This is a genomic window from Bacteroidales bacterium (assembly GCA_012517825.1).
In the GTDB taxonomy this organism is placed as follows: Bacteria; Bacteroidota; Bacteroidia; order Bacteroidales; family JAAYUG01; genus JAAYUG01.
Window position 1 is genome coordinate 62,813 of sequence record JAAYUG010000137.1, and the last position, 11,939, is coordinate 74,751.

The following is an 11,939-nucleotide window of genomic DNA, read 5'->3' on the forward strand; positions in this document are numbered from 1 at the left end:
ATACAAAAACTATCCACATTGCACATATTCAAAGCAGGAACCAGCCATTTCCACCCCCTTTTTCCACGACTGATACCGGAAAAAATTCCGGTATTGGTCCCCTCATTCAGCTAGTAAATGTAATGATTCTCTTTCAACGCAGACAAACATGTACTGAAATTCTGTCAAACAATAAAAAAATGTTCCCAATTGAAGGTGTAAAATTTCTCTTAAAATATCTATCTCTGCATGTGTTGCATAACAATTTTGAAGATACGGTTTACATAAAGGCATTTCATTAGCTTTGGCGAACAAAAATGATGATTTATGAGCCAGCTGGCAGTTGTTGCTTTAGGAGGAAATGCCATTCAACGTGGTGATCAGGCCGGGACGATTGATGAACAGGAAGAGAATACCACCAGAACGTTGGAGAATCTTGTTTTCCTGATCCGGCAGGGATACCAGCTTGTGATTACCCACGGTAACGGGCCGCAGGTAGGGAACATTCTTCTCCGAAATGATGCAGGAGAAGCCATGTATGGTATTCCCCAGATGCCGGTCGATATTTGCGTAGCTGATTCCCAGGGAGGAATCGGATACATGGTCGAACGTATGCTTCGTAATGTGCTTCACAAGCATAATCTTCACCGCGAAATAGTTACCCTGGTAACATTAACGATGGTTGACAGGAATGACCCGGCTTTCAGTAACCCAACCAAGCGCATAGGAAAGCTATGTACGCGAGAAGAAGCTGAACGCCTTTCCAAAGAAAAAGGCTGGATTTTTAAAGAAGAAATGAAGGCCGGCAACGGCTTCCGGCGGGTTGTTCCTTCACCGGAGCCATTAAAAATCATGAATTCAGGAGTTGTTGAATACATGGCCCGACAGGGCACCATAGTGATTGCTGCCGGCGGCGGCGGAGTTCCGGTTTACCTCGATGAAAAAGGTGATGTTCGTCCGGCTGAAGTGGTCATCGACAAGGACCTGGCGTCCTCCCTTCTGGCCACAAGCATTCGCGCCAGCGAATTCTATATTCTTACCGACGTGCCGTATGTGTATATCAATTACCGCCAGCCGGATGAAAAGGCCGTCGAATTTCTCGATTTCGCCGATACAGAAAAATACCTTGCCAAAGGAATGTTCGGCGAAGGAAATATGGCTCCCAAAATCAGGGCATGCCTGAACTTTATCAGACAGGGTGGCCGAAAAGCCGTAATTACTGAGGCATTCAAACTGGAAGACAAACGTTACGGAACCAAAATAACAATGCATTATGAGGATTGAACTATTTTATCTAACTTCGCCAATTCATGTTATATAACATAAAATTATTTCCATATGCCGTTCAATCTTAAAAATCGCAGTTTTCTCAAACTGCTTGACTTTACGCCCGAAGAAATTAACTACTTACTGCAACTGGCTTCTGATTTGAAGAGAGCGAAATATGCCGGTACAGAAAGACCAATGCTGACAGGAAAAAACATTGCCCTGATATTTGAAAAAACCTCAACACGTACCCGGTGTGCATTTGAGGTTGCTGCTCACGACCAGGGTGCCCATGTTACCTATATCGACCCTGTTTCCTCACAGATAGGACATAAAGAATCGATGAAAGATACGGCAAGGGTTCTTGGCAGAATGTATGACGGTATTGAATACCGCGGATATGGCCAGGAAATTGTGGAAACGCTGGCCCGTTATGCCGGCGTCCCGGTGTGGAACGGACTTACCAATGAGTTTCATCCCACCCAGGTACTGGCCGACCTTTTGACCATAATGGAACATACTGACAAGCCGCTGAACCAGGTTTCCTTTTGTTATCTGGGCGATGCACGAAACAATATGGGAAATTCACTTCTGGTAGGCTGCACCAAAATGGGAATGGATTTCCGGTCTGCTGCCCCAAAAGCATGCCAGCAATCGGATGAACTTCAGAAAACATGCAAAGAAATTGCTAAGGAAACCGGTGCACGCATTACCATCACCGATGATCTGGAAAAAGCCGTAAAAGGAGCAGATTTTCTTTATACCGACGTATGGGTATCAATGGGTGAACCGGAAAGCGTATGGGAAGAAAGAATAAAACTGCTGTCACCCTACCAGGTAAACAAAAAGGTTCTGGAACTTACCGGAAATCCGAAAGTAAAGTTTCTCCACTGCCTGCCGGCCTTCCACAACCGCGAAACAAAAGTGGGAGAACAGATTTACCGCAAATTCGGACTCGAATCGATGGAAGTTACCGACGAAGTATTTGAATCACCCGCCTCCATCGTTTGGGATGAAGCCGAAAATCGTGTTCATACCATAAAAGCCGTGATGGTAGCTACCCTCAGAGGATAAGTTCGCGGAAAAAATAATAGGCCATCGTAAGGCTGACGCCGAGCTTCAGGCCTGTGCTGAGGAGAAAACCGATGAAAGAACCGAGTCCGGCTTTTAATGCTGGTCCGGATTCTTTCCCTGCAATTATTTCTCCCAACACTGCACCAATAAAGGGACCGACGATAATTCCAACGGGCGGAAAGAAAAAAATCCCGGCAAAAATGCCGATGGTAGCTCCCCACATGCCTGCCTTACTGCCCCCAAACTTTTTTGTGCCCCATACCGGTATAATATAATCCAGAACCGTTACCGCAATTGCAAGGCATGCCATAACAATAAGAAACGCAGCACTGAACTGGGCAAACCGGGTCCAGTGCAACAGCAGCAAACCGGCCCAGCTCAATGGAGGACCCGGAATAACAGGAAGAATACAACCAGCAATACCCGCCAGAATAAATACAATACCAAGAATTGCAAGCAACCAGTCGGCCATAAAACAAAAATGGATGAGTGACCTAAAAATCAAAAATCGTTAAAACAGGCAAAATAAACAAGAGCCTCCCCAAAGTCTGTCCGATCACTGGTTTCCCGATACCGGAAAAGGAATTTTTCTCCTCTCGTCTTTTTTCTTAATCTGTCTGCAGGAACCTGAAAGTCCGCACGAAATACATCCCTGCTTTTCCGGAGGGGCAGTCCAAATCCTTACCAGCTGGAATATGGTGTATCCTGCTGCTGCAAGGACAATTACAAGGGTAAGTATATTTTGTACCATCGTACCCGAGAGTTATGTTTATGATATAAAAAACTGTCCGGCCAGGTGAACTGTATATGCCACCAGCCAGGCCAGAATGGTGGTATAAGTTACGGAAAGTGCAGCCCACTTCCAGCTTCCTGATTCATTGCGTATGGCCGCAACCGTAGCAACACAGGGAAAATAGATCAAAACAAACACCATCAAGGTTAGTGCTGAAAGAGGCGTAAACAATGGCTGTCCTGCATGAGGCCCCTCAGTCCATACCGCCTCTTTTAACTTTTCATTCAGCGAAGCATTCGTACCGGCATTGTCACCGGCAAACAGTATTCCCATCGTACTGACGATGACCTCTTTAGCCACCACGCCGCTGATAAGGCATACCCCTATCCTCCAATCAAACCCCAGAGGGGTAAGAACCGGTTCAATCCATTTGCCCGCCCTGCCGATAATGCTGAACTGCTGGTTCTCCGTAACCATCTGACTGTGAATCTCATTAAGTTTTGCATTCATCTTCTGAAGCAGTTCCTCCGGAGCATTCTGACGATCCTGCTGCATCTTTTCCATTCTCACCTTGTCAGCCTGAGCGGCATAATCTTTTTTGTAAACAGATGGCCGGGGAAAATTACTCATAGCCCATATCAGAATGGAGGCAACAAGAATTACTGTTCCCATTTTTTTCAGGTACTGTCCCCCCCTGTTCCACATGTGTTTCAACAGGGCACGGGTAGTAGGCATCCGGTAAGGCGGCAGTTCCATCACAAAAGGAACTCCTTTCCCCCTGAAGAAAATTCCTTTAAAAATAAGGGCTGTAATCACCGCGAGAAGAATCCCTGTAAGATACAAACCAAACAAAACCCAGCCGGCATGGTGCGGGAAAAACAATCCACTCAACAAAATGTACACAGGTAAGCGGGCACTGCACGACATAAACGGATTGATGAGCATGGTCAGCAATCTGTCGTTCCGGTTTTCGATGGTCCGCGTTGCCATAATGGCAGGTACATTGCAACCAAACCCCATTATGAGCGGAATAAACGACTTCCCGTGCAGACCGATGGGATGCATTACCCGATCCATGATAAAAGCCACTCTGGCCAGATAGCCAGTGTCTTCAAGAAAGGCAATAAAAAGAAACAAAATAAGGATATTGGGCAAAAAAACAATCACTCCTCCAACTCCTCCTATTATACCCTGAATAAGGAGGTCTTTCAGGGGGCCTTCCGCCATATACAGATCGACCCGCGATGAAATCCATCCAACCAATGCCTCAATCCATTGCACGGGAATCTTGCCAAGCACAAACGTACCCTGAAACATGACGGCGAGGATCAGGAAAAAAACAGGGAAACCCCAGTATTTGTGCAGAAAAATATTATCAAGCATGTCCGCCGGCCGCCTGCGCACTTTGCTGATTGTCCTGAGGGTTTCCCTCACAGCCCCTTCTATAAAACCATACCGGGCAGCAGTAATTACTGATTCAGCTTCGGTACCAAAAAGTTTCTTTAAACGAACCTGTTCAGCGGCACACTTTTCGGCTATTTCTCCCCCCGTATCAAAGCCCCTCACAATGCTGCGCACATACTCATCATTTTCCAGCAAATGAAGGGCCAAAAGGCGGGTAGGATACAGGGCAAGCACATTCTCGGGTGCCTTCTTCCTGATAAGTTCCTGAAGACTGTGCACCGAGTTCTCCGTTTCCTCATCGTACCGGATGTGAATATGCCGCACTACATCCTCCCTGTTTTCAGCCACACTGATAACACGTTCAAGAAGGCGGTCAATTCCCTCTCCTTTTGTTCCTACCGTGGTAACTACAGGGATCCCAAGAAGCTGTTCCAGCTTGACACAATCCAGTTCATAGCCTTTGGCCTGCAATTCATCGTACATATTGAGCACGAGAATCATCGGAACGTCCATGTCAATTAGCTGGGTGGTCAGATAGAGATTGCGCTCCAGGTTTGACGCATCTACTACGTTAATTACCACATCGGGACTTCGGACCGTAAGATAATTGAAAACGTATTTTTCTTCCGGAGAATAGGAACTCAGTGAGTAGGTGCCGGGTAAATCAGTTATCTGAACAACATATTTCTTCCATCTGAACCTGGCGGTTTTCGAAGTTATGGTCACCCCGGCATAATTGCCCACATGCTCGTGGGAATTGCTGGCTATATTGAAAATGGTCGTCTTTCCGCAGTTGGGATTGCCAACCAGCGCGGCCTGAACAACGGCGCTCTCACCGTGTCCTGATCTTCTCCTCCTTCTGTGCCTCCCTTTACCTTCAAAAACCTGAATTTCTCCGGCAGGCTGGCCGTTTCCGATGACTTCTTCTTCCGGTAGGGCCACATCAATCATCGATGCCTCGCTTCTTCTAAGAGAAACATAATACCCCATCACCCTGTATTCAACAGGGTCTCTGAGAGGAGCATTCCGTATTACTTCCACTTCTTTCCCTCTCACAAACCCCATTTCCATAATCCGCCTCCGAAAGGCACCCCGGCCCCTAACCCTGACAATTACCGCCTTCCCTCCTGCTGGAATCTCCGATAAAACCATTAAATTTATTTGGTTTAATTCTAATTAAGCGCAAAATTAATTATTAATGAATCTTTATCAATTTTATTTCAGAAAATAAATTGTAAATTTATTTCTCAACGTTTGCTTTTTTTGAAACAGAATGAATCAGAACGAAAACATATATAGCAGGATTACTGAATTATTGGGTCATAAACCACAGAATTTCAGCATACTGGAAGAGCAGATCAACCTGGATGTGCAGATGGAGTATTTTGAGTTTTCCCGAAGCCTGAATCATACCGATGATTTACTTGCCCTGCACGAAAAAAAGGAACTGCTGTATAGTCCTGCCACAGATAAAACTGTTAAAAAGGAGGTTCTTGCCCGCCTCGCCTTTTCAGATGAGATAGAAGCATACCGCATTTTGCAGAACTATGTGCACCTGGCTGATGAAGATCTGCATGATTGGGCCATTCTTGCCTTGCAGGAATGCAGGGTACTTATTGAATCAAAACTGCTTGACGAGAACCAGGTTTTCATTTCCACAGGACTGGGCGGCAAAGGATTCAAGCTCCGCTATTTTATTGTCCTTTTGCTCCGCCCAAACAAGCGAATGACCCTTCTCCGGGAAAGAATTATCTCCGGCGAAACGGAAGCTGTTTTCAGAAAGTATGCCATTGATGCCGAATCGTTGCGCTTTGCCGGTCGCTTTGTCACATTGCTGGTGATGATTCCTCTGGATGTTACCATCAGGTCGGTATTCGACGAAATCATTGCATCGTGCAACTACTACGGCAATTTTATGCAGGAAGATTTTATTGTTACCAATGTGCGCATCCTTGCTGATAATGAAATTAAAAAATACAGCAGGAAGAAAAACACCTCCCGCGACCGGTGATGAATTTCCTCCCGGAATAAGAAAAGAGAAATAAGAAAAGAAGTCCGCATTGTGCAGCAGTTCGTTTGCACTCCTGATGCTGAATCTGGCATAAACAGCACGAGAGAAAATATGCCCTGCGGAACCAGATTACTGCATTGCTCCTCCTGCATTTGTTTCTTTCAGGAAGGGTATTATCAACAGAAGAATTTCCGGCATCATTGTGATCCGTAACTACTAATACCAGCTCTTGCCGTTTGGGAACGGAAGAACTGCTTCACCGAAGCCGGCTTACCTGCTCTCCCTGTCAGATGGAGTCAGGCATTGGGTTTGCTTTCCAGGTCTTCAAAACTCACATCCGTATACTCACCGGAAGGAGATTCATCTTCATGGTCATCGCCTTCATTGTTGATCACAGGGGGTGCATTCCGGATGAATTGAAAAGCCTCGTTCAGGCCTTCCAGAAACTTGTCAAAATCTTCCCTGTAAAGGAAAATTTTGTGCTTTTCATAAAACTGCTTGCCCTCCTTGGTCAGGCGTTTTTTGCTCTCAGTCACCGTGAGATAATAATCGTTCCTGCGTGTAGCTTTTACATCAAAGAAATACGTTCTTTTCCCGGCACGTACTGCCTTTGAAAAAACCTCTTCCCGATTATTTCTCTCAACACTTTCGTTTTTTCCTGTTCCTTCTTCCATCGCTAAGGTTAGTTTAGGTTTATTGCAATATGCAATTAGGTTAATCAAGCCAAAAATATAAAAAAATATGAAAAAATTCTGCGCTTCACTGCTTTTTACCCTCTTATGTTTCATAACAAAGGTTGCCGGGAAGAAAAAAGATGTAATTTTGCACCCTCATAGATGAATTTTTTATCTCCGACGTTCTGATGATTAACCGAAGGCTTCTCCGGATCAAGGTTTTGCAGGCATTGTATGCTCATCTTAGCTCAGAAGACCGTTCCATCCAGGTTACCGAAAAGGAACTGCAACTCAGCATTCACAGGGCGTATGACCTCTATCACTACCTTTTGCTTTTGCCTGTTGAACTTCGCGATCTTGCCCGGAAGAAAATTGAGCTGGCGAAAGAAAAGCTCCGGCCTTCCTATGAAGACCTTCACCCGAATACCCGTTTTATCGACAACAGGTTGATCAACCAGATTGCTGCCAACCGCAGTCTGCTCGACTACCTGACCGAACATAAACTCAGCTGGGTTAACTATCCCGAACTCATCCGCCATCTTTTTACTGACCTTCAGGCAACTGACTATTACAACCAGTACATGCAGTCGGATGACACATCCTATGAAAATGAGCGGAATTTCGTCATCTGGCTTTACACCGATTTCTTCCCTTCTTCCGAGTACCTCAGTCAGGTTCTTGAAGAACAGAGCATTTTCTGGAACGATGAACCGGATTATATCATGGCGATGATTGTCAAAACACTGAAAAAATTCCGTGAAGAACAAGGCGCCCATGCTCCCCTGATGAAAATGTACCGCAACGAAGAAGACAGGGAATTTGCCCCCCTCTTGCTGAGAAAAGCCCTGCTGCACTATAACGAATACCTTGAGCTCGTTCATGCCTTCTGCGAAAACTGGGATATTGAACGAATCGCTTTCCTTGACAAACTTATTCTGATAACCGCTACGGCCGAAGCCGTGGAATTCCCGTTTATACCTACAAGGGTCACTATGAACGAGTACATCGATATTGCCAAGTTATACAGCACACAGCAAAGCGGAGTATTTGTCAACGGATTGCTCGACAAAATTTTCCATCACCTGAAAGAATCGGGACGGATTGTTAAGAAAGGAAAAGGACTCATCGGGGAGATATGAAAACAATGAAAGTAATATGGATTTATGCCATCTGGCTGATACTTTTTTTCACCGGATGCGGCCATCACAGAGCGGAAAATACGGCCGGACTTGCAGATACTGCCATGTCGCATGCACTTCCGCACATCACCTTCGAACAGCAGGCAATCGACCTTGGCCGGATCCTCGAAGGAGAAACAGCCGGAGCCGAGTTCCGCTTCAAAAATACCGGAAAAGCAAACCTCATTATCAAAGACGTTCAGACATCCTGCGGATGCACCGTCCCGAAATGGGAAAAAGAGCCTGTTCCTCCCGATAAGGAAGGAAGCATTCTGGTGCTTTTCAATTCAACAGGAAGAACAGGCCTTCAGAACAAAAGTGTCAGAATTATTTCCAATGCTGCAAATAATGAAGTAATTTTGGCCGTTACTGCTGAAGTAATTCCTCAAAATTAATTTTTCACCAAATTATTTAGTACTATGAACGATCTTCTTTTTATGGCCCTGATGGCCAATCCGAATGACCCAAAGGGTTCCATGTGGTCTTCCCTGATCATGATGCTTCTTATTGTGTTTGTTTTTTATTTTTTCATGATCCGGCCTCAGATGAAAAGGCAGAAAGAACTGAAAACCTTTCGCGATTCGCTGAAAAAAGGCGATAACGTAATAACCACAGGTGGCATTTACGGCAAGATCACCGAAGTGAAAGACCAGATTGTACTGATCGAAATCGATAAGAATGTACAGGTAAAGGTCGATAAGAACGCTGTAATGCGCGATCCTTCTGATATAGCTGACAAATAATTGTACGGCCTTTCTTCTTAAGGCAGGCAGATCGGAACTCCCATGAAAATCAGGGAATGCCTTAAAAGGTTCAACCTGATATTCTAAAAAAGTTTAAGAACTCCCATTTCTTATGGAACAGCAGGTTATGGCTCCGGCCTGGCTTGCTGTTCCATGAGCTTTCTGCCAGGGATCCGATATCACCTGGTTTTGCGACATCCCTAAAAGTTGTTACTTTTGAACCGAGATGAGTCAATAGAAACACAAAAACATTTAAACAACTTGCTTCTATTGACTTATCGAGGTAACCCCGACTAACAAAATCTGATTAGTTTTTGTTAGTCGATTCGTCAATTGAGTTTTTCAATTGACGAATTTGGGTTGAATTGATCTGCTTATTTTGTATAAAAGGCACAATTGAAAGATAAGGAATTATACAATTATCAGGCAAGAACTCCCTTCTTCAGGTCCAGGGGAAAGATTCTTGTATTTCTGTTTTTCTTCTTCCTTTCATTTCTTTTCTGGTTGCTGAACGCCCTGAACAAGGAGTATAGTGTTGCCGTAAAATACGCTGTCCGTTTTGCAGGATATCCGGCAAACTACGTGCTGGTCAGCGACACCCCTTACTTTGTAAATGCATTGATCAGGGGAAGAGGATATGACCTGCTATGGCCGTTGTACGGCACATCCAGTATCCTGCGTGTAAACCTTGAAGGAACAAAAGTCATTACGGATGGATCGGATATCTATAAATTCAGTACCAATGATCTGAAACGGCGTATCCAGGAATTGGCCGGTGATGCAGTTCAAATTTCCGGAATATGGCCCGACACACTCTATCTTTCCATTGCTCCGGTGATTGTTCGCAAAATAGCTGTCAAACCAGCAGTCAGAGCAACTTTTGCCAGGCAATATATGCTCTGCCAACCGCTCACCTGCATCCCCGATTCGGTAACGGTCACAGGAGCAAGCCGTATGGTGGATACAATGCAGTGTATCACTACCAGACCCCTTACCATTTCCTCACTGAAAAAAAGCTTTTCGGAAAAGGTTCAACTGGCGGCAGGAACGTCGGTCAAATGCGAACCTGAGCAGGTTCAGATTGCCATGGAAGTCGATAAGTTCACCGAAACTTCTCTGCGCGTCCCCGTAAAAGTAATCAACCTCAACCCGCCTCTCAGAATGAAAATATTTCCTGCCGAGGTTACTCTGAGTTTCAGAGTTTGCCTTAACCACTACAAGGAACTTTCTCCGCAGTCCTTTTCTGTTGCAGTTGATTACAGGGAACGCCGATCCGACACAACCACTTTATTGCCGGTACACATTCTCCAGAAGCCTGATTTTACCGATAACATTCTTATTACTCCCTCTGAAATCGAATTCATTCTCGAATAATGAGCATACTGGCAGGAATTACCGGCGGAATGGGAAGCGGAAAAACCGTGGTATGTACTATTTTTACACGTCTGGGAGGAGCGGTTTTTCATGCCGATGCCGTATCAAGGCTGTTGACCGACACCCATCCGGAACTCAGGAAGAAACTCATCAATGCGTTCGGATCAGAAATCTATTCACAGGAACAACTGAACAGAAAGTACTTTGCATCGCTTATTTTCAGCGATAGGGAAAAACTTCTTCTGGCCAACAGCATCATTCATCCGTATGTATTTGAAAAATTCAGGGAGTGGGTCGGAGAGCACAAAGATGTTCCGGTTCTTTTTATGGAAGCGGCAATACTGTTTGAAACCGGAGCCTGGAAAATGTTCCATAAAAACATCCTGGTTGCTGCTCCCCGTGAAGTACGCATAATGCGGGTCATGAAAAGGGACGGCCTTTCGCGTGAAGAAATCCTTGCCCGCATGGAACATCAAAGCCCGGAGGAAGATCTGATACCCAATGCAGATTACGTCATCAACAACGACGGAATACAGCCGCTTCTCCCTCAGGTGCTCAAAATCTGGGAAGACCTTATCTCCCAAACACTTTAAAAAACATACCTTCCCCTGACGGTGATTTCGCCTAAAAACCTTAGTTTTGTCAGCAAATTGAAATCCATATGACACTAAAAGATATCTACACCATTGCGGGTTATTCCGGCCTTTTCAAATACGTTGCCCAGGGCAGAAACGGCATTATTGTCGAAGGCATTGAAGACAAAAAACGAATGAATGCTTTTGCTACCATGAAGGTTAGTTCACTGGGCGACATATCCGTCTTCACCCAAACAGGCGACATTCCCCTGATTGATATTCTGAAGCGCATCAGAGAAAAGGAAAACAGCAACCCGGGTCCGGAAACCAAAGACCCAAAAGTGTTGCAGGTATATTTTGAATCCATCCTTCCTGAATACGACAAGGAAAGGGTACATCAGTCAGATATCAAAAAAATAGTCTCGTGGTACAATCTCTTGCAGAAGAACAACCTGCTGGGGGTTCTTGATGAAGAGGAAAAAACTGATGTGACTGAAGAAAAAGAAGAAAAGAAAACAACAGAAGACCAGGGAAAAGAAGAAAAATCCTGAAACCGGCAAATTCTTTCAGGAAAGTTCTTTTTTAGCCTCTTCCCAGAGGGCATCCATTTCAGCCAGTGTCATTTCCTTCAGGGACCGTCCTGATTCACGGGCCCTTTTTTCAATGTGCTGAAACCGCTTGATGAATTTCAAATTGGTGCGTTCCAGGGCAGTATCGGGATCGATTCCGTACAAACGTGCTGCATTGACCACCGAGAAAAACAAATCGCCAAATTCTTCTTCCATTCTGTCCTTATTGCCTTCCTCAACCTCTTTTTTCAGTTCATTCAGTTCTTCTTCCACTTTATTCCACACCTGCGAGCGGTCTTCCCAATCAAATCCGACGGCCCGCACTTTCTCCTGGATGCGGCCTGCTTTGACCATTGAAG

At 45.1% G+C, this 11,939-nt stretch carries 14 protein-coding genes; 9 read left to right on the top strand and 5 right to left on the bottom strand.

Going from position 1 to position 11,939, the window contains the following annotated elements; translation table 11 throughout:
* Positions 1-306 precede the first annotated feature (306 nt).
* Together GX419_09640 and GX419_09645 are read left to right on the top strand one after the other, a co-directional pair.
* Positions 307-1,263 (top strand): carbamate kinase, encoded by a 957-nt coding sequence (locus GX419_09640; protein NLI24955.1) that lies wholly within the window; start codon positions 307-309, stop codon positions 1,261-1,263.
* A gap of 54 nt (positions 1,264-1,317) precedes the next feature.
* Positions 1,318-2,319 carry an ornithine carbamoyltransferase gene (locus GX419_09645; GenBank protein ID NLI24956.1) on the top strand — a complete coding sequence of 334 codons (1,002 nt, stop codon included), beginning with the start codon at positions 1,318-1,320 and terminating at the stop codon, positions 2,317-2,319.
* Here the strand turns inward: GX419_09645 and GX419_09650 are convergent.
* The 3 genes from GX419_09650 to feoB all read right to left on the bottom strand — a co-directional run bounded on the left by GX419_09650 (position 2,309) and on the right by feoB (position 5,608).
* Positions 2,309-2,791, bottom strand: a complete 483-nt coding sequence (locus GX419_09650) for a DUF456 domain-containing protein (GenBank protein NLI24957.1) — start codon at positions 2,789-2,791, stop codon at positions 2,309-2,311. The genes GX419_09645 and GX419_09650 overlap by 11 nt on opposite strands.
* Positions 2,792-2,875: 84 nt before the next feature.
* Positions 2,876-3,070 (bottom strand): hypothetical protein, encoded by a 195-nt coding sequence (locus tag GX419_09655; GenBank protein ID NLI24958.1) that lies wholly within the window; start codon positions 3,068-3,070, stop codon positions 2,876-2,878.
* 18 nt (positions 3,071-3,088) lie between these two features.
* On the bottom strand, positions 3,089-5,608 hold the full coding sequence (gene feoB / locus GX419_09660; protein NLI24959.1) for a ferrous iron transport protein B: 2,520 nt from the start codon (positions 5,606-5,608) through the stop codon (positions 3,089-3,091).
* Between the two features lie 121 nt (positions 5,609-5,729).
* Here feoB and GX419_09665 point away from each other — a divergent pair, with 121 nt between their 5' ends.
* Entirely contained in the window at positions 5,730-6,467 is a 738-nt protein-coding gene (locus GX419_09665) for a hypothetical protein (GenBank protein NLI24960.1), read from the top strand.
* A 296-nt stretch (positions 6,468-6,763) separates the two neighbouring features.
* On the opposite strand, the gene GX419_09670 is transcribed toward GX419_09665, so the two are convergent.
* Positions 6,764-7,141, bottom strand: coding sequence for a PUR family DNA/RNA-binding protein (locus GX419_09670; protein NLI24961.1), 378 nt, complete (start codon positions 7,139-7,141; stop codon positions 6,764-6,766).
* 188 nt (positions 7,142-7,329) lie between these two features.
* Between GX419_09670 and GX419_09675 the strand changes: the two genes are divergently transcribed.
* From GX419_09675 to GX419_09700, 6 genes are all read left to right on the top strand, one after another.
* Entirely contained in the window at positions 7,330-8,280 is a 951-nt protein-coding gene (locus GX419_09675; protein ID NLI24962.1) for a transcription antitermination protein NusB, read from the top strand.
* Positions 8,277-8,714: a DUF1573 domain-containing protein gene (locus GX419_09680; protein ID NLI24963.1), complete on the top strand. Its 438-nt coding sequence runs from the start codon at positions 8,277-8,279 to the stop codon at positions 8,712-8,714. The genes GX419_09675 and GX419_09680 overlap by 4 nt, the downstream gene beginning before the upstream one ends.
* A gap of 24 nt (positions 8,715-8,738) precedes the next feature.
* Complete coding sequence (yajC, locus tag GX419_09685) at positions 8,739-9,062, top strand: preprotein translocase subunit YajC (GenBank protein ID NLI24964.1); 324 nt, start codon at positions 8,739-8,741, stop codon at positions 9,060-9,062.
* A 396-nt stretch (positions 9,063-9,458) separates the two neighbouring features.
* Positions 9,459-10,436, top strand: a complete 978-nt coding sequence (locus tag GX419_09690; protein NLI24965.1) for a hypothetical protein — start codon at positions 9,459-9,461, stop codon at positions 10,434-10,436.
* Positions 10,436-11,029, top strand: coding sequence for a dephospho-CoA kinase (locus GX419_09695; protein NLI24966.1), 594 nt, complete (start codon positions 10,436-10,438; stop codon positions 11,027-11,029). Before GX419_09690 ends, GX419_09695 begins: the two co-directional genes overlap by 1 nt.
* 68 nt (positions 11,030-11,097) lie before the next feature.
* Positions 11,098-11,562 (top strand): DUF5606 domain-containing protein, encoded by a 465-nt coding sequence (locus GX419_09700; GenBank protein NLI24967.1) that lies wholly within the window; start codon positions 11,098-11,100, stop codon positions 11,560-11,562.
* 15 nt (positions 11,563-11,577) lie between these two features.
* Here GX419_09700 and GX419_09705 read toward each other — a convergent pair.
* On the bottom strand, positions 11,578-11,939 hold a 362-nt coding region (locus GX419_09705; protein NLI24968.1), incomplete at its 5' end, for a nucleoside triphosphate pyrophosphohydrolase.